Genomic DNA, 25,863 nt, shown 5'->3' with positions numbered 1-25,863 from the left:
GGGCGAACCCTCCCAGCGTACGTCGCCGCCCAGGCCCGGGATTCCGCTAGATCCCCAGCAGCTCGCCGTGGACGATCCGCACCCCGCGGGCCCAGTCCGCGGCCCGCATCGGCTTCTTGCCCTGCGGCTGGACCCAGAGCAGCTCGACGGCGTGCGATCCGGTGCCCACGTACACATTGTTCTTGGCCGCCGACAGCTCGCCGGGCGCCAGATCGGCACGGTCCAGCACGGGCACCGCCTGAATCACCTTCAGCCGCTCCCCGCGGAACAGCGTCCACGCCCCAGGAGCAGGGGTGCAGCCGCGCACCACCCGGTCGACCCGCAGGGCAGGGGCGGACCACTGCACCTGGGCGTCCTCGACGGTGATCTTCGGTGCGAGGGTGACGCCCTCGGCAGGCTGAGGTACGGCGTGCAGCGTGCCGTCCTCGATGCCGTCCATGGTCGCGACGAGCAGTCCCGCACCCGCGAACGCCAGCCGGGTGAGCAGGTCACCGCTGGTGTCGGTAGGCCGTACCTCTTCGGTGAGGACGCCGTACACCGGGCCGGAGTCGAGCCCCTCCTCGATCAGGAAGGTCGATGCACCGGTCACCTCGTCCCCGGCCATGATCGCGTGCTGTACGGGGGCCGCGCCGCGCCAGGCGGGCAGCAGCGAGAAGTGGAGGTTGACCCAGCCGCGGGCGGGCACGTCGAGCGTGGTCCTGGGCAGCAGCGCTCCGTAGGCGACGACCGGACAGCAATCCGGGCCGATCTCCCGCAGCCGCGCCAGGAAGTCCTCGTCGCGCGGCCGGGCGGGCTTGAGCACCTCGATCCCGGCCTCCTCGGCGCGCTCGGCGACGGGGCTGGCGACCAGGCGGCGGCCTCGCCCGGCAGGGGCGTCGGGCCGGGTGACGACGGCGGCCACCTCGTGCCGGTCGGAGGCGATCAGGGCGTCCAGGGCGGGTACGGCTACCTCGGGGGTGCCTGCGAAGACGAGCTTCATGGGTGGCTGACTGCCTCTCGGGCCGAAACGTACGGTGACGAGCAACGCACAAGTCTATGGGCCGGGCGACCGGGGGGCGTACGCATGACTGCGCGCCCCTTGGATATGCACACGCGCCCCTGCACCGTGACCAGATCCCCGGCTGACGCGTTGGTCAAGAGAGATTGACCGAAGCGAGCCGCCACGATGCGGCCCGATCCCTTTCAATGCCGGTTCGAGAGGCTTCTTCATGGCCGACCACGCAACCCACGACGCCCAAGCGCGGGCCAGCCTGCATCTGTTGGTGCGGGACATCGAGCGGGTCCGGCGGCAGGTGGACGCGCTGCGCACGCTCACCGCCCAACTGGGCAACGTCTACCGTCCGCGCCGCTCCGGCCCGTCCACGGGCTTCGTCGTCTACGGCAGGGCCCCGGCCCCCACCGTCAGGCTGGCCCAGGAGTTGCGGGACAGTGTCGAGACCCTGGTCACCGCGGCAGTGGACTTCGACCGCTCGCTGGGCTTCTCCTGGGACGCGGTGGGCTCCGCGCTCGGGGTCACCAAGCAGGCGGTGCACCGCCGCTACGGCGCCCGCCGCAACGCCCGGCAGCCGGGAACGGCCGAGGCCACCGCGGAGACCGCTGTGCCACGCCCACTGCCCATTGCGCCCGGCTCCGCCAATGCGCCCGCGCTGCCCGCCGTACCCGCCGCACGCTCCATGCCCCCGCAGCCGTCGGTGGACCGCCCGTCCCTGCGCGAGGACGTGCGCCCGGGCATCTTCCCCGGCCCGCGCAACGGCTGACCACCCCACCCCCCCTGCCCCGCCGCGCCCGATGCACGGCGGGGCAGCCGCATCTCCCCCTCCGGCCTCATCCACCGAGCCGTCACCCGATGTCCGGCGGATCCACCCTGATCCGGACCTGCGCACCGCCTCCCCGGGACATCCGCGCCGCCTGCGCCGCCTTCAGCGCGGCCGCAAGCGCCGCCCCACTCCCCGGTGGCACCCTGAGCAGCGCCCGCTCCCAGAACTCCCCCGGCGGTGCGTCCCAGGGCCTGCGGGGCCTGCCTGGCTCGGCGCCCGGCACCGGGACCGGGCCGAGCACCTCGGCCTCCGGCGGCAGTTCGGCGGCCGTGAGAAACGCGGCGAGCGCCTCCGGCGAGCCGGTCACCGAGGCCATCCGGGACACCGGGGGGAAGCCGAGCTCGGCCCGTTCCGCCAGCTCACGGCGGGCGTGTCCGACCGGGTCCCAGCGCACCAGGGCCTGCACGGGCCGCAGCGTCGGCTCGGCGACGATCACCACCGTGCCGCCCTCCGGCTGCCCCCTCACCAGCGAGGCCGCGGCCGTCCAACGGCGCAGCGCCTCCTCGCCGGCCCGCAGGTCGGGGCGCCCGACCATCGCCCAGCCGTCCAGCAGCAGCGCCGCCGCGTAGCCGCCCTCGGCGACGGGTTCGGCGCCGGGGGTGCTGACGACCAGTGCCGGCGCGTCCGGCACCGAGTCCAGGATGTGGTCGCGGCCCGACGTCCGTACCGGTACCGCGGGAAACGCCCGGCCGAGCTCCTCGGCGGTGCGGCGGGCGCCGACGATCTGGGCCCGCAGCCGATGGGAGCCGCAGGCGACGCAGTGCCAGGCGGTCTCGGCCCGCCCGCACCAGGCGCAGTCGAGATCCCGCTGGTCCGGTGCCTGAAGCGGTCCGGCACAGTGCCGGCACCGGGCGGGTTCACGGCAGCGCTCGCAAGCCAGCCGCGGTGCGTATCCGCGGCGCGGCACCTGGACCAGGACGGGGCCGATGCGCAGCCCGTCCCGTACTGTCTGCCAGGCCAGGCTGGGCAGCCGGGCCGCCCTCGCGGCCCCGTCCCGCGCCAGCTCCCCGTCGCCGACCGTACGCACCAGGGGCGCCGCGATGCGCAGCTGCTCCCGGTCCGCGCGCAGCGGCAGCGCCCAGCCGCTCTCCACCAGCTGGGCGGCCTCCACCGTGCAGTTCGTACCACCGAGCAGGAATGCGCACCGGCCGTGCGCGGCCCGCAGTTCGAGCACCTCGCGGACGTGCGGGAAGGGGGCATTGTCGTCGCTGTGGCTGGAGTCCCCGTCGTCCCAGACGGCGACCAGGCCCAGATCGGCGACGGGTGCGAACATCGCGGCCCGCGTCCCGACGACCGCCCGCACCGAGCCGCGCCGAACGGCGAGCCACTCCCGGTACCGCTTCTCCGGTCCGGAGTCGGCGGTCAGCAGCGCATGGCGGCCCTCGCCGAGAAGCTCGGTGAGCGCGGCATCCACCCGCCCCGCGGTCCGGCCGTCCGGCACGACGCCCAAAGCGCCGCGCCCGGAGGCGAGCGTCGCGGCCATGGCCCTGGCGATCTCCTGGGGCCAGTGCGGTCCGGGCAGGGCGGTCCATACGGCCCGGGGCGCACCGCCCTCGGCCAGTGCCCGCAGGAACGCGGGCCCCTGGGCGTACCGCTCCCAGCTCCCCGCCGACGGCGCGGGCGGCGGTGGCAGCGGCTCGGGCGAGGGCTTGGACTCGGCCCGTCCGTTCCTGGGCGGCACGGCGAGCTGCAGCACATCGGCGAGGCTGCCCGCGTAACGGTCGGCGACAGCCCGCGAGAGGGCCAGCAGCTCCGGTCCCAGCACCGGTTCGGGCGACACGACATAGGCGAGCGCGGCCAGGGCTCCCGTGTAGTCCGATTCGGCGAGCCGCTCGACGAGGAACCCGTCGATCAGGCCGCCCCCTTCGCGCCGCCCGCCGCGGACATTGCGCCCCCCTGCCCCGAATCGCACCCGCACCCGCACTCCGGGCTGTGCGTCGGCGTCGAGCTCCTCGGGCACGGCGTAGTCGAAGTACTGGTCGAGATGGAGCACGCCCTTGTTGACCAGCACCCGGGCGACGGGCAGCTCCTTGGCGAGCGCGGCGCCGCGCCAGGTCCGCGGCTTGGCCCGCGGCACGTTGGCCTTCCGTACCGTCTCCCGAATGAGCGCAAGCTGCTCCGGGGCCCCGCCCGCGGGGTCCTCGGATCGCTCGTTGTCGCTGCTCACAGCCAAATTCCTACCAGACACCACTGACACCGGCCCCTGCGAGAGCAAACCGGCGGCCGCACGCGCCGGGGCCCGGACACCGCGTGCGGCGTCCGGGCCCCGGCGTACGGACTGGGGCGGCAGGCTTACAGCCCGGCCGCCGTACGCAGCGCGTCCACGCGGTCCGTGCGCTCCCAGGTGAAGTCGGGAAGCTCACGGCCGAAGTGGCCGTACGCCGCGGTCTGGGCGTAGATCGGGCGGAGCAGGTCGAGGTCGCGGATGATCGCGGCCGGGCGGAGGTCGAAGACCTCGCCGATGGCGTGCTCGATCTTCTCGGTCTCGACCGCGGCGGTGCCGAACGTCTCGACGAACAGACCGACGGGCTCAGCCTTGCCGATCGCGTATGCGACCTGCACCTCGCAACGGGCGGCGAGGCCCGCGGCGACGACGTTCTTGGCGACCCAGCGCATGGCGTACGCGGCCGAGCGGTCGACCTTCGACGGGTCCTTGCCCGAGAAGGCGCCACCGCCGTGGCGGGCCATGCCGCCGTAGGTGTCGATGATGATCTTGCGGCCGGTCAGGCCGGCGTCGCCCATCGGGCCGCCGATCTCGAAGCGCCCGGTCGGGTTGACCAGCAGCCGGTAGCCGTCGGTGTCCAGCTTGATGCCGTCCTCGATCAGCTGCGCGAGCACGTGCTCGACGACGAACTCGCGAATGTCGGGCGCGAGCAGCGAGTCGAGGTCGATGTCGCTGGCGTGCTGCGAGGAGACGACGACCGTGTCGAGACGGACGGCCTTGTCGCCGTCGTACTCGATGGTGACCTGGGTCTTGCCGTCCGGGCGCAGGTACGGGATGGTCCCGTTCTTGCGGACCTCGGAGAGCCGACGCGAGAGCCGGTGCGCGAGGTAGATCGGAAGCGGCATGAGTTCGGGCGTCTCGTCGCAGGCGTACCCGAACATCAGGCCCTGGTCGCCGGCGCCCTGCTTGTCGAGGTCGTCCCCTTCTTCACCTGCGGCGGAACCCTCGACCCGCTTCTCGTACGCGGTGTCGACACCCTGCGCGATGTCAGGCGACTGCGCACCGATGGACACCGAGACGCCGCAGGAGGCGCCGTCGAAGCCCTTCTTGGAGGAGTCGTAGCCGATCTCGAGAATCTTGTTGCGCACGAGGGTCGGAATGTCGGCGTAGGCCTTGGTCGTGACCTCACCCGCAACATGCACCAGACCGGTGGTGATCAAGGTCTCGACGGCGACGCGGGACCGGGGGTCCTCGCGGAGCAGCGCGTCGAGAATGGTGTCGCTGATCTGGTCAGCGATCTTGTCGGGGTGACCCTCGGTGACAGACTCCGAGGTGAAGAGACGGCGGGACACATCGCTCCCTGGGGTTGCAGCGGCTGCTGGCTGATCATTTGGCGGACGGCCGGGAGCTGCGCCCGGCACGGTCCGGAGTCAGTTTATCGGTCGCTGCCGCTCGGCGGACAACGTGTCTCGCCCTTTGGGAGTTCTGTGACCTGCGGCACGACCCGTCACTGTACGAAAATCGCCTCCCGAAAAAGCCATTTGCGCCCATATTTCAGGGGTTTTGGCTTGCGCGATGGCGTGAAACGAGAATTCATCCGAGCCGCGACGACACGAGATCCCAGACCGTGTCGGCGAGCGCCTCCTTGGGACCGAACGGCACCGGGGTCTCACCGCCGTCGGCTGCGAGGACCACCGCTTCGTTCTCCTCGGAGCCGAATGTCCTGCGCTCCCCCACCTCATTGACGACGAGGAGATCGCAGCCCTTGCGGCGGAGCTTCTCGCGGCCGTTGGCGAGGACATCGTCGGTCTCGGCGGCGAAACCGACGACGATCCGGTCCGGCCGGGCGCGTTCACCGGCGACCTCGGCGAGGATGTCGGGATTGCGGACGAGCTTGATGGGCGCGGGCTCCTGACCGTCCTTCTTCTTGATCTTCCCGGTCGCGTACTCGGCGGGGCGGAAGTCGGCGACCGCCGCCGCCATCACGACCACATCGGCGTCCGCGGCGGCCTTCAGCACGGCCTCGCGCAGCTGTATGGCGGTCCCTGCGTGCAGGACGTCGGCGCCGGCCGGGTCCGGCAGACCGGTGTTGGCCTCGATGAGCGTGACCCGGGCGCCGCGGGCGACCGCGGTGCGGGCCAGCGCGAAACCCTGCTTGCCGGAGGAACGGTTGCCGAGGTAGCGCACCGGGTCGAGCGGCTCTCGCGTACCACCCGCGCTGATCACGACGTGACGGCCGGCCAGGTCGGCTTCGACGGGCCCGCGGGCCAGCACCCGGCGGCAGACCTCGAAGATCTCCCCGGGGTCGGGCAGCCGGCCCTTGCCGGTGTCGACGCCGGTCAGCCGGCCCACGGCGGGCTCGATGACGACGGCGCCGCGACGGCGCAGCGTGGCGACGTTCTCCCGGGTGGCGGGGTGCTCCCACATCTCGGTGTGCATGGCAGGCGCGAAGACGACGGGACAGCGGGCGGTCAGGAGCGTGTTGGTGAGCAGGTCGTCGGCGAGACCGTGGGCGGCCTTGGCGAGCATGTCGGCGGTGGCCGGGGCGACGACGACCAGGTCGGCTTCCTGCCCGATCCTGACGTGCGGCACCTCATGGACGTCGTTCCAGACCTCCGTCGACACCGGGTGGCCCGAGAGTGCCGACCAGGTGGCCGCCCCCACGAAGTGCAGCGCCGACTCGGTCGGGACGACCCTCACGTCATGACCGGACTCGGTCAGCCTGCGCAGCAGCTCGCACGCCTTGTACGCGGCGATGCCTCCGCTGACCCCAAGAACGACCTTCGGCTTGTCCACTGCGTCTCCCCGCACTCGGATACGAACACCCCCATGCTGCCTCACCGCACCCGGTCCAATGGTGTCGCCCCGGACACACCACAGGCCCGGCAGCCGTGGCCGCCGGGCCTGTGGTGAAGGTGCAATTCCTGCTTACTGCGCGGGGCCCTCGATGGCCTCGGAGGTGAGCAGGCCCGCGTTGATCTCGCGGAGCGCGATCGAGAGCGGCTTCTCGTGCACGTGGGTGTCGACGAGCGGACCGACGTACTCCAGGAGACCCTCGCCGAGCTGCGAGTAGTACGCGTTGATCTGGCGCGCGCGCTTGGCGGCGTAGATCACGAGGCTGTACTTCGAGTCGGTGGCCTCAAGGAGCTCATCAATCGGCGGGTTGATGATGCCCTCGGGCGTGGTGATGGAAGAGGACACTCTCTGCCTTCCGAAGGGGGTAAAGATCAAAGAAATCTTTGACAGTGCGGAGTTCCGTACTGCCGCGCGTGTCGGCTGCGTCAGTCGCTGTCGGCACGGTGGCCGGAAGCCTCCAGCATCAAGGCTAGCAGCTCACGTGCCACGTCCTCGACGGAGGTGTTGACCAGAGTCGTATCGAACTCGGACTCGGCAGCCAGTTCGATCCTGGCGGCGGCGAGCCTGCGCTCGATCACCTCGGCGGATTCGGTCCCTCGGCCGGTGAGCCGGCGCACCAGCTCCTCCCAGCTCGGCGGGGCCAGGAAGACGAGCTGGGCATCCGGCATCGACTGCCGGACCAGCCGGGCGCCTTGGAGATCGATCTCCAGCAGCACCGGCTCGCCCGCCTCCAGGCGGTCGAGCACGGCACGGCGCGGCGTGCCGTACCGGTTGCCGGCGAACTCGGCCCACTCCAGCAGCTCGCCATTGGCGATCAGCTTGTCGAACTCGTCGTTGTCCACGAAGAAGTAGTGGACACCGTTGCGCTCGCCGGGGCGCGGCTTGCGGGTCGTCGCCGACACCGAGAGCCATACCTCGGGGTGGGCCTTGCGCATATGGGCGACGACCGTGCTCTTGCCGACCCCCGAGGGGCCGGAGAGCACGGTCAGCCGCGGACGTACGTCCGGGGGTACGGGGGACGTCCCCCGGGATGTTGCAGCCATGAAGCGATTATCCAGGTTCTCAGGGGTGCCTGAGAACGTCAGGCGGCGCTGCCGCCGAACTCGCGCTCCAGGGATGCGATCTGGTTGGAGCCGAGACCCCGGACCCGGCGGCTCTCGGAGATGCCGAGCCGCTCCATGATCTGCTTGGCGCGGACCTTGCCCACGCCCGGCAGGGACTCCAGGAGGGCAGAGACCTTCATCTTGCCGATGACGTCGTTCTCCTGGCCCTGCTTGATGACCTCATGGAGGGAGGCGCCGGAGTGCTTGAGTCGATTCTTGACCTCGGCCCGCTCCCGGCGAGCCGCGGCGGCCTTTTCGAGCGCGGCTGCGCGCTGTTCAGGGGTAAGGGGCGGAAGAGCCACGCCTACGTCACCTCGGATGTCGATCTGTCGGATACGGACCGGTGAGGAAGCTGGACGCTCCACACCAGGTGAGCGACGGACAACTTGTGTACGTCGGCTCTCGACGGAGACTAGCCGCCAAGACCGCTCGAGTCAGCGAGAACCAACGAAAAGTCCTGGTCAGCCTCAGCCGACCAGGACATTTCAGGCATAACAACCGAGTTTTTTGGTCAGGATTCAGTCAACACGCTGTTACGTGGCATGTTCACCTACCTGCGACGGCTGCCCGGACCTCGTCCGTGAGCCGTTCGGCGGCTGCGCGCAGCCCCGCGACGTCCGGTCCCTGGCTCAGTACGCCGCGGCTCACACTGGGCACCACATTGCCCACCGCGTCGCCGAAGACACCGGGCAGATCCGCGGGCGTCGCGCCCTGGGCCCCGATCCCGGGGGCGAGCAGGGGGCCGTTGATGGCGAGATTGACGCCCGCGTCCCCGAGCGTGGCACCGACCACCGCGCCGACGGAGCCGAGCGGGGTGGCCCCCTCGTTCTCTGCGGCCATGTGGTCGAGCATCAGCTGGGCCAGCGAACGGCCGTCGGCGGCGGTGGCGCGCTGAACCTCCGCTCCCTCCGGGTTGGAGGTGAGGGCGAGCACGAAGACGCCCGCGCCGGAGAGGACAGCCGCGTCGAGCGCCGGCCGCAGCGAACCGAAGCCGAGGTACGGCGAGACGGTGACCGCGTCCGAGAACAGCGGCGAGTCCTTGTCCAGGAAGGTCGCCGCGTAGGCGCCCATGGTGGAGCCGATGTCGCCGCGCTTGGCGTCCATCAGGACGAGTGCACCGGCCGCCCGCGCCTCCTCGACGGCCTTCTCCAGGACCGCGATGCCGCGCGAGCCGAAGCGCTCGAAGAACGCGGACTGCGGCTTGAGGACGGCGACCCGGTCCGCCAGTGCCTCGACGACCGTACGCGTGAAGTGCTCCAGACCTGCGACGTCGTCGTTCAGGCCCCAGGCGGTGAGGAGCGAGGCGTGCGGGTCGATGCCTACGCAGAGCGGCCCGCGGGTGTCCATGGCGCGGCGCAGGCGTGCGCCGAACGGTTCCGGGATCATGCGGTGGCCTTCCTGGTTTCTGCGCCGACGGCTTCGGCGAGGGTGGCGTACGGGGAGGCTGCCAGGCGCGCGGCCAGGCCCTTGTGGATCGCCCGGGCGTAGAACGGGCCCTCGTAGATGAAGGCGCTGTAGCCCTGGACGAGCGTGGCACCGGCGAGAATGCGCTGCCAGGCGTCCTCGGCATTCTCGATGCCCCCGACACCGACCAGGGTGATCCGGTCGCCCACCCGCGCGTACAGGCGGCTCAGGACCTCCAGGGAGCGTGCCTTGAGAGGCGCACCGGACAGCCCGCCGGTCTCCTTGACCAGGGACGGCGAGGACTTCAGGCCGAGGCCGTCCCGGGCGATGGTGGTGTTGGTGGCGATGATGCCGTCCAGACCCAGCTCGACCGCGAGATCGGCGACCGCGTCGACGTCCTCGTCCGCGAGATCGGGGGCGATCTTCACGAGCAGGGGGACCCGCCGGTCGGTGACGGTCCGGTCGGCTGCCTCGCGCACGGCGCTGAGCAGGGGCCGGAGCGCCTCGGTGGCCTGGAGATTGCGCAGGCCGGGGGTATTGGGCGAGGAGACGTTCACGACGAGGTAGTCGGCGTGGCGGGCGAGCCGCTCGGTGGACTTCACGTAGTCGCCGACCGCTTCGGCCTCGGGCACGACCTTGGTCTTGCCGATGTTGACGCCGACCGTGGTCCGGAAGACCGGCTTGCGGGCGGCCAGGCGCTCGGCCACGGCCGCGGAGCCCTCGTTGTTGAAGCCCATGCGGTTGATCAGCGCGCGGTCCGCCACGAGGCGGAAGAGACGCTTCTTGGGGTTGCCGGGCTGCGGCTCGCCGGTGACCGTACCGATCTCGATGTGGTCGAAGCCGAGCATCGACATGCCGTCGATCGCGACGGCGTTCTTGTCGAAGCCGGCGGCGAGGCCGAAGGGGCCGTGCATCCGCAGGCCGAGGGCCTCGGTGCGCAGCTCCTTGTAGCGGGGGGCGAGCGCGGCGGCGGCGAAGGTGCGCAGCACGGGGATGCGGGCGGCGAGGCGGATCCACCGGAAGGCCAGGTAGTGCGCCTGCTCCGGGTCCATCCGCTTGAAGACCAGCTGGAAGAAGAATTTGTACATCGGGGTGTCCTCGGTGTCCTCACAGAGAGGGGGACACCGTTTCCGGTGTCCCCCTGCTGGGCCTGCTAGTCGCGCGCCGCGGTCAGATGTTCCGCGTGTTCCTGGAGGGAACGTACGCCGACGTCTCCGTGGTTGAGTGCGTCGATGCCCTGGACGGCCGCGGCGAGTGCCTGGACCGTCGTGAGGCACGGCACGGACCTGGCGACGGCCGCGGTACGGATCTCGTAGCCGTCGAGGCGGCCGCCCGTTCCGTACGGCGTGTTGACGATCAGGTCGACCTCGCCGTCGTGGATGAGCTGGACGATGGTCTTCTCGCCCTGCGGGCCGACGCCCTCGGACTGCTTGCGCACGACCGTGGCGTGGATGCCGTTGCGCTTGAGCACCTCGGCGGTGCCGGAGGTGGCCAGCAGCTCGAAGCCGTGGGCGACCAGCTCGCGCGCCGGGAAGATCATCGAGCGCTTGTCGCGGTTGGCGACGGAGATGAACGCGCGCCCCTTGGTGGGCAGCGGGCCGTACGCGCCGGCCTGCGACTTGGCGTACGCCGTGCCGAAGACCGAGTCGATGCCCATGACCTCGCCGGTGGAGCGCATCTCCGGGCCGAGGACGGTGTCGACACCGCGGCCGTGGATGTCGCGGAACCGTGACCACGGCATGACGGCCTCCTTGACGGAGATCGGCGCGTCGAGCGGCAGGGTGCCGCCGTCGCCGTTCTTCGGCAGCAGACCCTCCTCGCGCAGCTCGGCGACGGTCGCGCCCAGCGAGATGCGGGCGGCGGCTTTGGCGAGCGGCACCGCGGTCGCCTTCGAGGTGAAGGGGACGGTGCGCGAGGCGCGCGGGTTGGCCTCCAGGACATACAGGATGTCGCCGGAGAGCGCGAACTGGATGTTGATCAGTCCGCGTACGCCGACGCCCTTGGCAATGCCCTCGGTGGAGGTGCGCAGCCGCTTGATGTCGTAGCCGCCGAGCGTGATCGGGGGCAGCGCGCAGGCGGAGTCACCGGAGTGGATACCGGCCTCCTCGATGTGCTCCATGACGCCGCCGAGGTAGAGCTCGGTGCCGTCGTAGAGCGCGTCGACGTCGATCTCGATCGCGTCGTCGAGGAAGCGGTCGACCAGGACCGGCCGGGTGGGGCTGATCTCGGTGGACTCGGCGATGTACGAGGAGAGCCGCGTCTCGTCGTACACGATCTCCATGCCCCGGCCGCCGAGCACGTAACTGGGGCGTACGAGGACGGGGTAGCCGATCTCGTCGGCGATGGCCTTGGCCTCGTCGAACGTGGTGGCGGTGCCGTGCTTCGGGGCCGGGAGTCCGGCCTCGGCCAGGACGCGGCCGAAGGCGCCGCGGTCCTCGGCGGCGTGGATGGCCTCCGGGGACGTACCGACGACCGGCACGCCGTTGTCCTTGAGCGCCTGCGACAGACCCAGCGGCGTCTGGCCGCCGAGCTGGACGATGACACCGGCGACCGGGCCCGCGAGGGACTCGGCGTGCACGATCTCCAGCACGTCCTCGAGCGTCAGCGGCTCGAAGTACAGGCGGTCGGAGGTGTCGTAGTCGGTGGAGACGGTCTCCGGGTTGCAGTTGACCATCACGGTCTCGTAGCCCGCGTCGCTCAGGGCGAAGGAGGCGTGGACGCAGGAGTAGTCGAACTCGATGCCCTGGCCGATGCGGTTGGGTCCGGAGCCGAGGATGATCACCGCAGGCTTGGTGCGGGACGCGACCTCGCTCTCCTCGTCGTAACTGGAGTAGAAGTACGGCGTCTTCGCGGCGAACTCGGCGGCGCAGGTGTCGACCGTCTTGTAGACCGGACGGATTCCCAGGGCGTGCCGCACCTCGCGCACGACGTCCTCGCGCAGGCTGCGGATGTCGGCGATCTGGGCGTCGGAGAAGCCGTGTCGCTTGGCCTCTGCCAACAACTCGGGGACGAGCTCGTCCGCGGCGGCCAGTTCGTCGGCGATCTCCTTGATCAGGAAGAGCTGGTCGACGAACCAGGGGTCGATCTTCGTGGCGTCGAAAACTTCTTCCTGGGTGGCCCCGGCCCGGATCGCCTGCATGACGGTGTTGATCCGGCCGTCGGTCGGGCGGACCGCCTCGGCCAGCAGCTCGGCCTTGTCGCCGGTCTCACCGGTGAAGGAGAACTGCGAGCCCTTCTTCTCCAGCGAGCGCAGTGCCTTCTGGAGCGCCTCGGTGAAGTTCCGGCCGATCGCCATGGCCTCGCCCACCGACTTCATGGTGGTGGTGAGGGTGGAGTCGGCGGAGGGGAACTTCTCGAAGGCGAACCGCGGGGCCTTGACGACGACATAGTCGAGGGTCGGCTCGAAGGAGGCCGGGGTCTTCTCGGTGATGTCGTTCGGGATCTCGTCGAGCGTGTAGCCGACGGCCAGCTTGGCGGCGATCTTGGCGATCGGGAAGCCGGTGGCCTTCGAGGCGAGCGCCGAGGAGCGGGAGACGCGCGGGTTCATCTCGATCACGATGACTCGGCCGTCGGTCGGGTCGATGGCGAACTGGATGTTGCAGCCGCCGGTGTCGACGCCGACCTCGCGGATGATCGCGATGCCGATGTCGCGCAGTCGCTGGTACTCGCGGTCGGTGAGCGTCATCGCCGGGGCGACGGTGATCGAGTCACCCGTGTGGACGCCCATCGGGTCGAAGTTCTCGATGGAGCAGACGACCACGACGTTGTCGTGCTTGTCGCGCATCAGCTCCAGCTCGTACTCCTTCCAGCCGAGGATGGACTCCTCCAGGAGCACCTCGGTGGTCGGGGAGAGCATGAGGCCCTGACCGGCGATCCGGCGCAGCTCCTCCTCGTCGTGCGCGAAGCCGGAGCCGGCGCCGCCCATGGTGAAGGAGGGGCGGACGACGACGGGGTAGCCGCCGAGCGTCTCGACGCCCCCCAGGACGTCCTCCATCGAGTGGCAGATGACCGAGCGGGCGGACTCGCCGTGGCCGATCTTGGCGTTGACGGCTTCGACGACGCCCTTGAAGAGGTCGCGGTCCTCGCCCTTGTTGATCGCCTCGACGTTGGCGCCGATGAGTTCGACGCCGTACTTCTCCAGGACACCGTTCTCGTGCATGGAGATCGCGGTGTTGAGCGCGGTCTGGCCGCCCAGCGTGGGGAGCAGCGCGTCGGGGCGCTCCTTGGCGATGATCTTCTCGACGAACTCGGGGGTGATCGGCTCGACGTACGTGGCGTCGGCGATCTCCGGGTCGGTCATGATCGTCGCCGGGTTGGAGTTGACCAGGATGACGCGCAGGCCCTCGGCCTTGAGGACGCGGCAGGCCTGGGTGCCTGAGTAGTCGAACTCGGCGGCCTGTCCGATGACGATCGGGCCGGAGCCGATGACCAGGACGGACTGGATATCGGAGCGCTTAGGCACGCTGGCCCTCCATCAGGGATACGAAGCGGTCGAAGAGGTACGCGGCGTCGTGCGGGCCCGCGGCTGCTTCGGGGTGGTACTGGACGCTGAAGGCCGGCTGGTCGAGGAGCTGCAGCCCCTCGACGACCTGGTCGTTCAGGCAGACGTGGGAGACCTCGGCGCGGCCGAACTTCGTGTCGGACACCTTGTCCAGCGGGGCGTCGACGGCGAAGCCGTGGTTGTGCGCGGTGACCTCGACCTTGCCGGTCGTGCGGTCCTGCACCGGCTGGTTGATGCCGCGGTGGCCGTACTTCAGCTTGTAGGTGCCGAAGCCGAGGGCGCGGCCCAGGATCTGGTTGCCGAAGCAGATACCGAAGAGTGGCGTCTTCCGCTCCAGGACGCCCTGCATGACGGAGACCGGATGGTCGGCGGTGGCCGGGTCGCCGGGGCCGTTGGAGAAGAAGACTCCGTCGGGCTCGACCGCGTACACCTCGTCGAGGGTGGCGGTGGCGGGCAGGACGTGCACCTCGATGCCGCGCTCGGCCATCCGGTGCGGGGTCATGCCCTTGATGCCGAGGTCGATCGCGGCGACGGTGAACTTCTTGGTGCCGATCGCGGGGACGACATACGTCTCCTTGGTCGCGACCTCGGCGGAGAGGTCGGCGCCCACCATCTCGGGGGCCTCCTTGACGCGGGCCAGCAGCGTGGCCTCGTCGGCGACGGCGTCACCGGAGAAGATGCCGACGCGCATGGCGCCGCGCTCGCGCAGGTGGCGGGTGAGGGCGCGGGTGTCGATGCCGCTGATGCCGACGACGCCCTGCTGCTCCAGCTCCTCGTCGAGCGAGCGCTGCGAGCGCCAGTTGGAGGGCACCCGGGCGGGGTCGCGGACGACGTATCCGGCGACCCAGATCCGCTTCGACTCCGGGTCCTCGTCGTTCACACCGGTGTTGCCGACGTGCGGGGCGGTCATCACGACGACCTGACGGTGGTACGAGGGGTCGGTCAGCGTCTCCTGGTAGCCGGTCATACCGGTGGAGAACACCGCCTCGCCGAAGGTCTCCCCCACAGCCCCGTAGGCGCGGCCGCGGAAGGCGCGGCCGTCCTCCAGGACGAGTACGGCGGGAGCTTTGGCGGCTCCCCGGGTGGAGATCGTCATCGTGCGGTGCCTTCCGTAGTGCTGGTGAGTTGTTCGATGGCCTCGACCCAGGCCGGGTGCTCGGCCGAGTGGTCGGAGCGGAAACCGGAGTCGATCAGCTTGTCGCCGTGCGCCCAGGTGATGATCAGCAGGCCGCCCTCGGGGAGGACCTTGCCCGCGATGCCCTTGTCGAGCCGGGCCTCACGCAGTGCGGCGGCCGGGACGAAGAAGTCGGCTGCCCCGGGTCGTACGACGTCGAGGCCCTGGTCGGTCAGTGTGAGCTCGACGCGACTGCGGGTACCGAGGCCGTGGGCGACGATCCGGTCAAGCCACTGCCCGGCGGTCGTCGAGGCGTGGTACCTGCCGGTCAGCGTCAGCAGCTTCTCACCGTCCGCGAACCCCTCCGGGGTGGAGCTGAGTTCCGGCAGATCGGACTGGAGACTCCCCCGCCACTTCCATCCCTGGCGCATCAGCCAGTAGAGGAAGGCGATGAAGACGATCAGTCCGATGACCCAGCTGATGCGAGCGGGCCAGTCGGTCACTTCGGCCGACTTCTGCTCGGCGGCGAGCTGGAGGTACAGGGGGGTGAGTGATGTCACGCGAGCTTCCCGTCGACGACCGTGGCACGGCCCCGCAGGAAGGTGTGGGTGACACGCCCGGGCAGCTCGCGACCCTCGTACGGAGTGTTGCGGCTGCGGGAGGCGAAGCCCGCGGGGTCCACCACACCACGGTAAGCCGGATCGACCAGCGTGAGGTTGGCGGGCTCACCGGCCGAGACGGGCCGACCGTGTCCGTCGAGACGGCCGATGGCGGCCGGACGGAACGACATCCGGTCGGCGACACCCGCCCAGTCGATGAGGCCGGTGTCGACCATCGTCTGCTGGACGACGGAGAGCGCGGTCTCCAGGCCCACCATGCCCATGGCGGCGGCTGCCCACTCGCAGTCCTTGTCCTCGTGCGGGTGCGGGGCGTGGTCGGTGGCGACGCAGTCGATGGTGCCGTCGGCGAGCGCCTCGCGCAGGGCCATGACGTCGGCCTCGGTGCGCAGCGGCGGGTTCACCTTGTAGACCGGGTTGTAGGACCGTACGAGCTCGTCGGTGAGGAGCAGGTGGTGCGGGGTAACCTCGGCGGTGACGTTCCAGCCCTTGGACTTGGCCCAGCGGACGATCTCGACGGAGCCGGCGGTCGACAGGTGGCAGATGTGCACCCTGGAGCCGACGTGGGCGGCGAGCAGTACGTCGCGGGCGATGATCGACTCCTCGGCGACGGCGGGCCAGCCGCCGAGACCGAGTTCCGCGGAGACGATGCCCTCGTTCATCTGGGCGCCCTCGGTGAGGCGGGGTTCCTGGGCGTGCTGCGCGACGACGCCGTCGAAGGCCTTCACGTACTCCAGCGCACGGCGCATGATCACCGCGTCGTCGACGCACTTGCCGTCGTCGGAGAAGACTTTCACTCCGGCGGCCGAATCGTGCATGGCGCCGAGCTCGGCGAGCTTCTTGCCCTCCAGGCCGACAGTGACGGCGCCGATCGGTTGCACGTCGCAGTAGCCGGACTCCTTGCCGAGCCGCCAGACCTGCTCGACGACACCGGCGGTGTCGGCGACCGGGAAGGTGTTGGCCATGGCATGCACGGCGGTGAAGCCACCGACGGCCGCCGCCTTCGTCCCGGTGAGGACGGTCTCGGAGTCCTCGCGGCCGGGCTCGCGCAGGTGGGTGTGGAGGTCGACCAGGCCGGGCAGCAGGATCTGGCCCTCGGCCTCGACGACGGTCGCGTCACCGGCCTCGATGCCGGTACCGACTGCGGCGATGGTTTCGCCGTCGATCAGGACGTCCTGGGATTCGCCGCCGAGGACCTTCGCGCCGCGGATAAGGATCTTGCTCATGGTTACTTGTTCTCCTCGGTACGGGCTGAGGTGGCGGGCGACGGGTGAACCGGGGCGGCGGGCTCGGAACCGCCCAGCAGCAGGTACAGGACGGCCATGCGGATCGAGACGCCGTTGGCAACCTGCTCGACGACCGTGCACCGGTCGGAGTCGGCAACCTCGGCGGTGATCTCCATACCGCGGACCATCGGGCCGGGGTGCATGACGATGGCGTCCTCGGGCATCTTCGCCATGCGGTCGGCGTCCAGGCCGTAGCGGCGGGAGTACTCGCGCTCGGTCGGGAAGTACGCGGCGTTCATCCGTTCGCGCTGCACACGCAACATCATCACCGCGTCGGACTTCGGCAGCACCTCGTCGAGGCTGTAGCTGACGTCGCACGGCCAATGCTCGACGCCGACCGGGACGAGAGTCGGCGGGGCCACCAGGGTGACGTGGGCCCCGAGCGTGGTCAGCAGGTGGACGTTGGAGCGGGCCACCCGGCTGTGCAGGATGTCGCCGACGATGGTGATCCGGCGGCCTTCGAGGTCCCGGCCGAGACCGGTGTCGGCCCCGACGAGACGGCGGCGCAGGGTGAAGGCGTCCAGGAGGGCCTGGGTGGGGTGCTCATGGGTGCCGTCACCGGCGTTGACAACGGCGCCGTCGATCCAGCCGGAGGTGGCGAGGCGATACGGGGCACCGGAGGCACCGTGCCGGATGACGACGGCGTCGGCGCCCATCGCCTCCAGGGTCAGCGCGGTGTCCTTGAGCGACTCGCCCTTGGAGACGGACGAGCCCTTCGCGGAGAAGTTGATGACATCGGCGGAGAGGCGCTTGGCGGCGGCCTCGAAGGAGATGCGGGTACGCGTCGAGTCCTCGAAGAACAGGTTGACGACGGTACGGCCGCGCAGGGTTGGGAGCTTCTTGATCGGCCGGTCCGCGACCCGTGCCATTTCCTCGGCGGTGTCGAGGATCAGGACGGCGTCGTCGCGGGTGAGGTCGGCGGCCGAGATGAGGTGACGCTTCATCTGGGTGTTCTCCGGGTGGCTGGAGGGTTCAGGCATGCGTGCGTGCGGAAGCTGCCCTACGGGTTCGAGGTACTCCCGTACAGGTTCGAGGTACTCCGTACGGGTGAAGTACAGCTACTGCTCGCGCGCCGGGGCGGTCTGCTGGACACCGAGCAGCACGGCGTCGCGGCCGTCCTCCTCGGCGAGCTGGACCTTGACCGTCTCCCGCAGCGACGTGGGGAGGTTCTTGCCGACGTAGTCGGCACGGATCGGGAGTTCGCGGTGACCGCGGTCGACGAGGACCGCGAGCTGCACCGCGCGGGGCCGGCCGATGTCACCCAGCGCGTCGAGCGCTGCGCGGATCGTGCGGCCCGAGAAGAGGACATCGTCGACGAGGACGACCAGGCGGCCCTCGATGCCCTCGCCGGGGATCTCGGTGCGGGCCAGGGCGCGCGCAGGACGCAGCCGCAGGTCGTCGCGGTACATCGTGATGTCGAGTGAGCCGACCGGCATCTTCCGGCCGGTGATCTCTTGGAGTTTTTCGGCGAGCCGGCCGGCGAGGAAGACGCCCCGCGTCGGGATACCGAGGAGCACCACGTCGTCGGCGCCCTTGGCGCGTTCGACGATCTCGTGGGCGATTCGGGTCAGTACTCGGGCGATGTCGGGAGCCTCGAGAACGGGGCGTGCCGCATTGCCGGTGGCTTCGTGCTGTGCGTCCATAAGAAACGGACCTCCTTCTCCGCCTCACTGGACGGACCTTAAAGGACGTCGAAATTGCGTCATCAACGTTACCAGGGCTTGCACAGCGCCCTGGTCACACCCCCGGGAGGTGCCGGTCCGAACCATTCGGCTTGACGCATCCAAGTAACGCTGCGTAACCTCACAGTGAGTTACCAGCCACGCGGCGCAGCCGCAAAAATGTTCCAGCGTCCGGGGAGCCTTATGTCCAGCGAATACGCAAAACAGCTCGGGGCCAAACTCCGTGCCATCCGCACCCAGCAGGGCCTCTCCCTCCATGGCGTGGAGGAGAAGTCCCAGGGCCGCTGGAAGGCCGTCGTGGTCGGTTCGTACGAGCGCGGCGACCGTGCCGTGACCGTGCAGCGCCTCGCCGAGCTCGCGGACTTCTACGGAGTCCCGGTGCAGGAACTCCTGCCCGGTACGACGCCTGGCGGGGCCGCCGAGCCGCCGCCGAAGCTCGTTCTGGACCTGGAGCGCCTCGCCCACGTCCCGCCGGAGAAGGCCGGGCCGCTGCAGCGCTACGCCGCGACGATCCAGAGCCAGCGCGGCGACTACAACGGCAAGGTGCTCTCGATCCGCCAGGACGATCTGCGCACGCTGGCCGTGATCTACGACCAGTCGCCGTCCGTGCTCACGGAACAGCTGATCAGCTGGGGCGTGCTGGATGCGGACGCGCGTCGCGCCGTCGCCCACGAAGAGGGCTGACACCCCTCGCAGAAACGTACCGCCGTGTCGGCGCGGATTCACCCTTTCGGGTGCCCGCGCCGACACGGCTCTTTTGTTGCCGACAACTGGCCTCCCACACGCCGAAGGGCCCACGGTCAAAAGACCGCGGGCCCTTCGTTGGCTGAACGCCACCGGAGGCTACTGCTCCCGGCGGAGGTTCGGCTTGAGGTCCTTGAACCGGGCCAGCAGCCCGTTCACGAAGGATGGGGAGTCATCGGTGGAGAACTCCTTGGCGAGCTGGACCGCCTCGTCGATCACCACTGCGTCCGGGGTCCCGTCCACCCAGATCAGCTCGTACGCACCGAGTCGCAGGATGTTCCGGTCGACGACCGGCATGCGGTCGATCTCCCAGTCCACGGCGTAGGTCACGATGAGGTCGTCGATCCGGTCCGCGTACTGCGCGTACCCCTCGACGAGCTCCATCGTGTACTCGGTGACCGGCGGCTGACGGTTGTCGGCCCGCGAGTGCCGCACCCAGTCCGCGAGGACCGTCTGCACGGACTCACCGCGCTGGTCGGCCTCGAAGAGGATCTGGAAGGCGCGCTTGCGGGCCTTGTTCCGGGCAGCCACGGTTAGCTGTTCACCCGGCCGAGGTAGTCGCCCGTGCGGGTGTCGACCTTGATCTTCTCACCCGTGGTGATGAAGAGCGGGACGCCGATCTCGTGGCCGGTCTCCAGCGTGGCGGGCTTGGTGCCACCGGTGGAGCGGTCGCCCTGGACGCCCGGGTCGGTGTGCTGGACGGTCAGCTCGACGGCGGCGGGCAGCTCGACGTAGAGCACCTCGCCCTCGTGCTGGGCGACGGAGGCGGTGAAGCCCTCGATCAGGAAGTTGGCGGCGTCGCCGACAGCCTTGCGGTCGACCATGAGCTGGTCGTACGTGTCCATGTCCATGAAGACGAAGTACTCGCCGTCCATGTACGAGAACTGCATGTCGCGACGGTCGATGGTGGCCGTTTCGACCTTCACGCCGGCGTTGAACGTCTTGTCGACGACCTTGCCGGAGAGCACGTTCTTGAGCTTGGTGCGCACGAAGGCCGGGCCCTTGCCGGGCTTGACGTGCTGGAACTCGACGACGGACCAGAGCTGGCCTCCGTCGAGCTTGAGCACCAGGCCGTTCTTGAGGTCGTTCGTGGAAGCCACGGTTGCGGAATCTCCTGGACTGAAGCTGGTGGAACGACCGAGGATGCGCGCTAGAGCGCGAGCAGCTCCTTGGTCGTAATGGTGAGTAGCTCGGGTCCGCCGTCCGCCTCGGGGCGCACGACGAGCGTGTCATCGATCCGGACCCCGCCCCGGCCCGGGAGGTGGACCCCCGGTTCGACGGTGACCGGCACACAAGCGTCCAGTTTACCCATGGCTGCAGGTGCCAGCTGCGGGTCCTCGTCGATTTCGAGCCCCACCCCGTGCCCGGTCCATGGTGCGAGGCCCCCGCCGTGGCCCGCGGAGTCCAGGAGATAGCGGGCCGCACGGTCCACATCGCGGTAGGCGGCCCCCGGCACGAGAGCCTCGCGCCCGGCCCGCTGAGCGGCGAAAACCAGGTCGTAGAGCTCGATCTGCCAGTCGGCGGGCGCGGTCCCGATGACGAACGTACGGCCGATCTCGCAGCGGTAGCCACGATAGTTCGCGCCCAGGCAGACGGAGAGGAAATCCCCCTCCTCCACCCGCCGGTCCGTGGGGCGGTGACGGCCCTGGCCGGAGTTCGGCCCGGTGGCCACGGAAGTGGCGAAGGCGGGGCCGTCGGCACCGTGGTCCACCAGGCGGCGCTCCAGCTCCAGGGCGAGATGCCGCTCGGTGCGGCCCACCAGGATGGATTCGAGGAGTTCGCCCAGGGCCTGGTCGGTGATCTCGGCGGCGATCCGCAGACAGGCGATCTCCTCCTCGTCCTTGACGACCCGCAGCTGCTCGACGGTGGCACCGAGATCGGCGAGCCGGAGCCGCGGGGCGACCGAGCTCATGGCCCGGTGGCGGGAGACCGTCAGATGGTGTTCCTCGACGGCCAGGGACTCCGCACCGAAGGAGATGGCCAGACCGGCGGCCGCGACCACCGGATCGCCGTCGGTGGCCGGCATCAGTGACACCCGCAGCTGATCGTCGGTGCGCCCGTCGGCGGGATCGCCGGTCGGGGCGTGGGGGCAGAGCAGGGCGTCCTCACCGGGGCCGAGCAGCAGCACGGCGCCCGGGGGCGCTCCGCCCGCGAGATAGCGGACGTTGGCGGGGCGGGAGACCAGAGCGGCCGCGGATCCGACGGCGGCGCACCGGTCGCGGAGCAGCCCGCGGCGGACGGCGTACACGTCTGACATGTCACGAGCCTACGAGCGGCGGCGCAGGCCTGCTCGGTCAGCGCATCCGACCGGGGCCGCGGCCGGGCCCGTCACCGGACCGGGAACACCGCCCGATGGCGGTCACCAGGCCGGGGGGCTGGCTATGGAGCGGGCGAGTATGTCGTCCAGGACGCGGGCGGTGGTCTCCACGTCGTACGTCGAGTTGTCGATGATCGGCAGTCCGGAGCCGTACCACCCGGCCATCCGGCCATGGATGCGGGCGACCTCCTCGTCCGAGAGGCGGCGGTTCCCGCTGCGGGCGGCGTTGCGCTCCAGCACGATCTCCAGGCCGGGCAGCAGAACGACGGGCAGCAGTCCGGGGCCAACATGGCGCTTCCAGCCGCCGAGGCCGACGACCGGCCGGTCCGGAAAGACGGCGTCGTCCAGGATGCAGGAGATCCCGTTGGCGAGGAAGTTGCGGGCGGCGAAGCCGCAGGTGCGACGGGCAAGACGGTACTGGGCCTCGGAGTGGTCGTTCCACCCGGCCTGCGGGTCGGCGAAGCCGGAGCGGACCCATTCGCGGACGTCGTCGAGGCTGACGTGAGCCGTGGGAACCCGGCGGCGGCTGGCCCAGAGCTTGGCCACGGTGGTCTTGCCTGCGCCCGCTGGGCCGATCAGGAGAACGGCGAGGGTCGCGCCGCCGGTGCCGGGCTCGACGGGCGGCGCGGGCAGCGGGACGGGCCCGCCGGGGGGCAACTGGATGTGCCCGGTGGTCTCCCTGGAGACAGGCGCCGGGGCGGGTCCGCTCCAGCCCTGGGGCGTGGGAGGGGTGGTGGGCGGCGGCCCCGGCGGTCCGGGGTGCTGGGCCTGGTGCGTCCAGCCGACAGGTCCGTTTCCGGGGCCTTGGGGCGGCGGCAGCGGGGCCCCCACTGCGTGCTGCATCCGGTGCCACTCCGTCTCGTACAGGCAACTGGCGCTGGTGGAACGGCAACCGTACCGTCCCCGGCCGCCGCTGAAGGAACGGTCGGGGACGGTCCACAGTGCCCGGTCGGCCGGTCGGCCGCCCGGTGTACCGGTCCGTCAGTCGGTCAACTCGTCCGCGAGGGCGCGCAGAGCGAGGCGGTAGGAGCCGATGCCGAATCCGGCCACGGTCCCCGTGGCGACCGGCGCGACCACGGAGTTGTGGCGGAATTCCTCCCGTGCGTACGGGTTCGAGATGTGCACCTCGATCAGCGGGGCGGTGCGCTGGGCCGCCGCATCCCGCATTCCGTACGAGTAGTGGGTGAAGGCCCCCGGGTTGAGAACGACCGGAATTGAACTGTCCGCGGCCTCGTGGAGCCAGCGGATCAGCTCGCCCTCGTCGTTGGTCTCCCGGACGTCGACATCGAAGCCGAGCTCCTTGCCGAGGGCCTGACAGGTCTCTACGAGTCCGGCGTACGACGTGGCGCCGTACACATCGGGCTCGCGGGAGCCGAGGCGGCCGAGGTTCGGCCCGTTGAGGACGAGGACCCGGCGGGTCACGCCGACACCTCCCCGTAGGCGGCGAGCAGCACCGCCGGGTCGGGTCCCTCCAGGACGGTGGGCTTGCCCAAGCCGTCGAGGACGATGAAGCGCAGCAGGTCGCCGCGGGACTTCTTGTCGATCTTCATGTTCTCCAGCAGCCTGGGCCACTGGTCGCCGCGGTAGGTGAGCGGCAGTCCGACGGACTCCAGGACGGTGCGGTGCCGGTCGGCGGTGGCGTCGTCGAGGCGTCCGGCCAGCCGGCCCAGCTCGGCGGCGAAGACCATGCCGACGGAGACGGCCGCGCCGTGGCGCCACTTGTAGCGCTCGTTCTTCTCGATGGCGTGGGCGAGGGTGTGCCCGTAGTTGAGGATCTCGCGCAGCCCGGACTCCTTGAGGTCGCTGGAGACGACCTCGGCCTTGACCCGGATGGAGCGCTCGATCAGCTCGGCGGTGTGCGGACCGGCGGGCGTACGGGCGCCTTCCGGGTCCGCCTCGATGAGGTCGAGGATCGCGGGGTCGGCGATGAAGCCGGCCTTGATGATCTCGGCCATGCCGCTAACGTAGTCGTGCACCGGCAGCGAGTCGAGGGCGGCGAGGTCGCAGAGCACCCCGGCCGGCGGGTGGAAGGAACCGACGAGGTTCTTGCCCTCGGCGGTGTTGATGCCGGTCTTGCCGCCGACGGCCGCGTCGACCATGGCAAGCACGGTCGTCGGTACGGCGATCCAGCGCACCCCGCGCAGCCACGTCGCCGCGACGAACCCGGCCACGTCGGTGGTGGCGCCGCCGCCGACGCCGACGATGACGTCGGTGCGGGTGAATCCGGTCTGCCCGAGCGCCTTCCAGCAGTACGCCGCGACCTCGACGGTCTTGGCCTCCTCGGCGTTCGGCAGCTGGATGGCGATGGCCTCGTACCCCTGGTCGGCGAGGTCCTGACGGACCGCCTCACCGGTCTCGGCGAGCGCCTCGGGGTGCAGCACGGCAACCCGCTTGGCGCGGTCGCCGATGAGTGTGGGCAGCTCGCCCAGGAGCTGCCGGCCGACCAGCACCTCGTACGGGTCGGTGCCCGCGCTGCCTGCGATCTGGATACGGGTGGGGCCCTGCTCGGTCATACGTGTGTTCTCCACGCCGGGGGTGACGGGGTCGTCCGTGCGCTCCGGCAGTTCCAGTGCGTCGAGGACCGCCTGGGCGACCTCTTCGGGGGTGCGCTCGTCGGTGGCGACGGTCGCTTGGGCCACCTCGGTGTACAGATGGCGGCGGGCGTCCATCAGCTCGCGCCACTGCCGACGCGGGTTGACGGCGAGCAACGGGCGGGCGGTGTTCAGGCCGACTCGCTTGACGGCCTCCTCCACGTCCATCGAGAGATAGACGACGGGGTGGTCGGCGAGCAGCGCGCGGGTCGTCTCGTCGAGCACGGCGCCGCCGCCGAGGGAGAGGACACCCGTGTGCTCGGCGACGGCGGTGTGCACCGCCTGTCGCTCCAGCTCGCGGAAGTGTTCCTCGCCCTCGTCGTAGAAGATCTCCGAGATCGGCTTGCCCGCCGTGGCGACGACGTCCGCGTCGGTGTCGCGGTAGGTGGTGCCGAGCCGGTCGGCGAGCAGCTCACCGACCGTGGACTTGCCGACGCCCATCGGGCCGACGAGGACGATCAGCGGGCCGCTCATCGGATCTGGAGGTGGTCGAGGTACGACTGAACGTTGCGGTGGGTCTCGGGGACGCTGTCGCCGCCGAACTTCTCGGCGACGGCATCGGCGAGGACCAGGGCGACCATCGCCTCGGCGACGATGCCGGCGGCCGGCACGGCACAGACATCGGAGCGCTGGTGGTGGGCCTTGGCGGGTTCGCCGGTGACGACGTCGACGGTGGCGAGCGCGCGCGGCACCGTCGCGATGGGCTTCATCGCGGCGCGGACCCGCAGCAGCTCGCCGGTGGTCAGACCGCCCTCGGTGCCGCCGGAGCGGCCGGAGGCGCGCTTGATGCCGTCCTCGGTGACCAGGATCTCGTCGTGTGCCTTGGAGCCGGGGACCCGGGCCAGGTCGAAGCCGTCGCCGACCTCGACCCCCTTGATGGCCTGGATGCCCATCAGGGCCGCCGCGAGCCGGGCGTCGAGACGGCGGTCCCAGTGCACGTGCGAGCCGAGACCGACGGGCACGCCGTACGCCAGCACCTCGACCACACCGCCGAGGGTGTCGCCGTCCTTGTGGGCCTGGTCGATCTCGGCGACCATTTCCTTGCTCGCGTCGGCGTCCAGGCAGCGCACCGGGTCGGCGTCGAGCCTCTCGACGTCCGCGGGTGTGGGGTAGACGCCGTAGGGCGCCTTGGCCGCGGCCAGCTCGACGACGTGGCTGACGATCTCGATGCCCGCGGTCTCCTTGAGGTACGACCGCGCGACGGCACCGAGCGCGACCCGGGCCGCGGTCTCCCGGGCGCTGGCGCGCTCCAGGATCGGCCGGGCCTCGTCGAAGCCGTACTTCTGCATGCCGGCGAGGTCGGCGTGGCCGGGTCGCGGGCGGGTCAGCGGGGCGTTGCGGGCCAGCGCGGCCAGTTCGTCGGGGTCGACCGGGTCGGCCGACATGACCTGCTCCCACTTGGGCCACTCGGTGTTGCCCACCATGACGGCGACCGGAGAGCCCATGGTCAGCCCGTGGCGTACCCCGCCGAGGAAGGTGACCTCGTCCTTCTCGAACTTCATGCGAGCGCCGCGGCCATAGCCGAGCCGCCGCCGGGCCAGCGCGTCCGCCACCATCTCCGTGGTGATCGGGACACCGGCGGGAAGACCCTCCAGCGTCGCCACCAGTGCGGGGCCGTGCGACTCCCCTGCGGTCAGCCAGCGCAACCTGCTCAACGGTGCTCCTCA

General features: G+C 70.5%; 24 protein-coding genes. 2 read left to right on the top strand and 22 right to left on the bottom strand.

The genetic code is table 11. The features are described from left to right. Positions 1–46: 46 nt before the first annotated feature. Positions 47–979: a methionyl-tRNA formyltransferase gene (gene fmt, locus OG953_RS35130; protein WP_405689253.1), complete on the bottom strand. Its 933-nt coding sequence runs from the start codon at positions 977–979 to the stop codon at positions 47–49. A 229-nt stretch (positions 980–1,208) separates the two neighbouring features. On the opposite strand from fmt, the gene OG953_RS35125 reads away from it, so the two are divergent. Then, positions 1,209–1,757, top strand: a complete 549-nt coding sequence (locus OG953_RS35125) for a hypothetical protein (protein WP_405689252.1) — start codon at positions 1,209–1,211, stop codon at positions 1,755–1,757. 82 nt (positions 1,758–1,839) lie between these two features. Here the strand turns inward: OG953_RS35125 and OG953_RS35120 are convergent, their stop codons facing one another. The 14 genes from OG953_RS35120 to pyrR form a co-directional block, all read right to left on the bottom strand. After that, a complete protein-coding gene (locus tag OG953_RS35120; protein WP_405689251.1) occupies positions 1,840–3,984 on the bottom strand; it encodes a primosomal protein N' in 2,145 nt (714 codons plus the stop codon). Positions 3,985–4,109: 125 nt separating this feature from the next. Then, entirely contained in the window at positions 4,110–5,333 is a 1,224-nt protein-coding gene (gene metK / locus OG953_RS35115) for a methionine adenosyltransferase (RefSeq protein WP_114243484.1), read from the bottom strand. Positions 5,334–5,574: 241 nt separating this feature from the next. Further along, on the bottom strand, positions 5,575–6,777 hold the full coding sequence (gene coaBC, locus OG953_RS35110) for a bifunctional phosphopantothenoylcysteine decarboxylase/phosphopantothenate--cysteine ligase CoaBC (protein ID WP_405689250.1): 1,203 nt from the start codon (positions 6,775–6,777) through the stop codon (positions 5,575–5,577). 132 nt (positions 6,778–6,909) lie between these two features. Beyond that, positions 6,910–7,182 (bottom strand): DNA-directed RNA polymerase subunit omega, encoded by a 273-nt coding sequence (gene rpoZ / locus OG953_RS35105; RefSeq protein ID WP_003970369.1) that lies wholly within the window; start codon positions 7,180–7,182, stop codon positions 6,910–6,912. 80 nt (positions 7,183–7,262) lie between these two features. Next, positions 7,263–7,880 (bottom strand): guanylate kinase, encoded by a 618-nt coding sequence (gene gmk, locus OG953_RS35100; protein WP_266363178.1) that lies wholly within the window; start codon positions 7,878–7,880, stop codon positions 7,263–7,265. Positions 7,881–7,918: 38 nt separating this feature from the next. Continuing rightward, entirely contained in the window at positions 7,919–8,242 is a 324-nt protein-coding gene (locus OG953_RS35095) for an integration host factor (RefSeq protein WP_014157387.1), read from the bottom strand. A 244-nt stretch (positions 8,243–8,486) separates the two neighbouring features. Then, positions 8,487–9,326, bottom strand: a complete 840-nt coding sequence (gene pyrF, locus OG953_RS35090; RefSeq protein WP_405689249.1) for an orotidine-5'-phosphate decarboxylase — start codon at positions 9,324–9,326, stop codon at positions 8,487–8,489. After that, entirely contained in the window at positions 9,323–10,432 is a 1,110-nt protein-coding gene (locus tag OG953_RS35085) for a quinone-dependent dihydroorotate dehydrogenase (protein ID WP_405689248.1), read from the bottom strand. The genes pyrF and OG953_RS35085 overlap by 4 nt, the downstream gene beginning before the upstream one ends. Positions 10,433–10,497: 65 nt before the next feature. Beyond that, positions 10,498–13,806, bottom strand: coding sequence for a carbamoyl-phosphate synthase large subunit (gene carB, locus OG953_RS35080; protein WP_405689247.1), 3,309 nt, complete (start codon positions 13,804–13,806; stop codon positions 10,498–10,500). After that, positions 13,799–14,941 (bottom strand): glutamine-hydrolyzing carbamoyl-phosphate synthase small subunit, encoded by a 1,143-nt coding sequence (gene carA, locus OG953_RS35075; RefSeq protein ID WP_405689246.1) that lies wholly within the window; start codon positions 14,939–14,941, stop codon positions 13,799–13,801. The genes carB and carA overlap by 8 nt, the downstream gene beginning before the upstream one ends. Next, positions 14,938–15,519: a hypothetical protein gene (locus OG953_RS35070; RefSeq protein WP_405689245.1), complete on the bottom strand. Its 582-nt coding sequence runs from the start codon at positions 15,517–15,519 to the stop codon at positions 14,938–14,940. The genes carA and OG953_RS35070 overlap by 4 nt, the downstream gene beginning before the upstream one ends. Next, positions 15,516–16,802 (bottom strand): dihydroorotase, encoded by a 1,287-nt coding sequence (locus tag OG953_RS35065; protein WP_266363167.1) that lies wholly within the window; start codon positions 16,800–16,802, stop codon positions 15,516–15,518. The genes OG953_RS35070 and OG953_RS35065 overlap by 4 nt, the downstream gene beginning before the upstream one ends. A 2-nt stretch (positions 16,803–16,804) precedes the next feature. Continuing rightward, complete coding sequence (locus OG953_RS35060; RefSeq protein ID WP_405692242.1) at positions 16,805–17,806, bottom strand: aspartate carbamoyltransferase catalytic subunit; 1,002 nt, start codon at positions 17,804–17,806, stop codon at positions 16,805–16,807. Between the two features lie 114 nt (positions 17,807–17,920). Then, on the bottom strand, positions 17,921–18,505 hold the full coding sequence (pyrR, locus tag OG953_RS35055; RefSeq protein WP_405689243.1) for a bifunctional pyr operon transcriptional regulator/uracil phosphoribosyltransferase PyrR: 585 nt from the start codon (positions 18,503–18,505) through the stop codon (positions 17,921–17,923). 222 nt (positions 18,506–18,727) lie between these two features. Between pyrR and bldD the strand changes: the two genes are divergently transcribed. Next, entirely contained in the window at positions 18,728–19,228 is a 501-nt protein-coding gene (gene bldD, locus OG953_RS35050; protein WP_014044812.1) for a transcriptional regulator BldD, read from the top strand. Positions 19,229–19,387: 159 nt separating this feature from the next. On the opposite strand, the gene nusB is transcribed toward bldD, so the two are convergent. The 7 genes from nusB to aroC form a co-directional block, all read right to left on the bottom strand. Further along, positions 19,388–19,819: a transcription antitermination factor NusB gene (nusB, locus tag OG953_RS35045; protein WP_072484538.1), complete on the bottom strand. Its 432-nt coding sequence runs from the start codon at positions 19,817–19,819 to the stop codon at positions 19,388–19,390. 2 nt (positions 19,820–19,821) lie between these two features. After that, the gene (efp, locus tag OG953_RS35040) at positions 19,822–20,388 is read right to left on the bottom strand and encodes an elongation factor P (protein WP_405689242.1); all 567 of its coding nucleotides are present in this window, start codon (positions 20,386–20,388) and stop codon (positions 19,822–19,824) included. Positions 20,389–20,438: 50 nt separating this feature from the next. Continuing rightward, positions 20,439–21,545, bottom strand: coding sequence for an aminopeptidase P family protein (locus OG953_RS35035; RefSeq protein ID WP_405689241.1), 1,107 nt, complete (start codon positions 21,543–21,545; stop codon positions 20,439–20,441). A 102-nt stretch (positions 21,546–21,647) separates the two neighbouring features. Next, positions 21,648–22,448, bottom strand: a complete 801-nt coding sequence (locus OG953_RS35030) for a Pro-rich N-terminal domain-containing protein (RefSeq protein WP_405689240.1) — start codon at positions 22,446–22,448, stop codon at positions 21,648–21,650. Positions 22,449–22,586: 138 nt separating this feature from the next. Beyond that, positions 22,587–23,027, bottom strand: a complete 441-nt coding sequence (gene aroQ / locus OG953_RS35025) for a type II 3-dehydroquinate dehydratase (protein WP_405689239.1) — start codon at positions 23,025–23,027, stop codon at positions 22,587–22,589. After that, positions 23,024–24,670, bottom strand: coding sequence for a 3-dehydroquinate synthase (gene aroB / locus OG953_RS35020; RefSeq protein ID WP_405689238.1), 1,647 nt, complete (start codon positions 24,668–24,670; stop codon positions 23,024–23,026). Before aroB ends, aroQ begins: the two co-directional genes overlap by 4 nt. Further along, a complete protein-coding gene (aroC, locus tag OG953_RS35015) occupies positions 24,667–25,851 on the bottom strand; it encodes a chorismate synthase (RefSeq protein ID WP_114243501.1) in 1,185 nt (394 codons plus the stop codon). The genes aroB and aroC overlap by 4 nt, the downstream gene beginning before the upstream one ends. Positions 25,852–25,863: the final 12 nt, after the last annotated feature.

The organism is Streptomyces sp. NBC_00057, assembly GCF_045041165.1.
In the GTDB taxonomy this organism is placed as follows: domain Bacteria; phylum Actinomycetota; class Actinomycetes; order Streptomycetales; family Streptomycetaceae; genus Streptomyces.
This window is presented reverse-complemented; position numbering and strand designations above follow the sequence as displayed.